The following is a 1260-nucleotide window of genomic DNA, read 5'->3' as shown; positions in this document are numbered from 1 at the left end:
ACCGCGAAGTTCGCGAAGGCGACTGGTTGGACCGTCCAGCCGCTTATGTCGGCAACGGCTTTGCCCAATTGCATGACGATGGCCCACAAACCTCGACCACGTTCAGCCAAGAATTGCGCTTGACCTCGCCAAGCGGCAAGGCCTTGGAATATGTGGTTGGTGCCTATTATGCGAACGCTGAAACTGAGCGTGACTTCCGTCGCGACGTGATTGTTTGCTCCGCCTCGACCTTGGCGATCGACACCACCGGCCAGCGTCCTTGCTCGACCGCTACCGGCGTTTCGACCTTCGTGACCGCTTTCTCGAGCGCGAACTTTGGCTCTGAATCACGCAACGCCGCTTTGTTTGCAGACGGCAGCTATAAGGCAACCGAGCGCCTGTCGATTGTCGGTGGCCTGCGCTTCACCCAAGACAAGCTCAGCTACTACCACAACCGTATCCCTGCACCGATTGGCGGCCTGCCAGGCCTGCGCAACGATACCAGCGGCTTCAAAGGTAACACCAAAGAGGACAATGTCTCCGGTAAATTGGGTCTGAAGTACCAAGCTACCGACGATATCAACTTCTATTTGACACAGTCGCGTGGCTACAAGGGCCCAGCTTACAACGTCTTCTTCAACATGAACCCAACGGGTCTGAACGCCATTGAGCCAGAAACCGTGGATTCGACCGAAGGTGGCGTGAAAACGGCCTTTATGGACAACCGCGTGATCTTGAACTTCGCGGTTTTCCGCGCTGTTTATGAGAACTTCCAAGCCAACAACTTCGACACCTTGAACGGTGTAGTCATCACGCGTTTGACCAATGCTGGTAACGTGTCGACCACGGGCCTCGAGCTCGACTGGTTGATCCGCGCCAACAGCGGCCTGACCATCAATGGTGGTTTGGCCGTCACCGACGCCCAGATCGAAGAGTTCCGCGATGCCAGCTTGGTTCTGTCCTCCACCCGTCGGGGTGAGCGTTTGGCCCTGTCGCCACGCTTCAAAGCCTCGTTGGGTGCGAATTATGAGTGGGAACCTGAAGCGGTTCCAGGGATCATTCACTTGAATGGCCAGGTTTCCTACAGCAGCGACCAATTCTCCGACATTGGCGAGAACCCATTGCTGCGCATTCCTGAAACCACCATCGTCGATGCCTCGATTGGGATCAGCGACAAGCAAGACCGTTATCGCTTGACCTTGAACATCAAGAACTTGACCGACGAGAAATATGCATCGTTGGTCACGCCAGGTGGCCCAGGTGGTTCGCTTCGCTATCTGA

At 55.9% G+C, this 1260-nt stretch carries 1 protein-coding gene; it reads left to right on the top strand.

Features of this window, described 5'->3' with window-relative positions:
- The coding region (locus ACOVRA_RS16640; protein ID WP_421721265.1) for a TonB-dependent receptor at window positions 1-1260 on the top strand (1260 nt) is incomplete at both ends.

The sequence above is a fragment of the Aquidulcibacter sp. genome, from assembly GCF_049239865.1.
Lineage (GTDB): Bacteria > Pseudomonadota > Alphaproteobacteria > Caulobacterales > Aquidulcibacteraceae > Aquidulcibacter.
The sequence above is the reverse complement of the archived record's forward strand: the minus strand, read 5'-3'. Positions and strand labels throughout refer to the sequence as shown.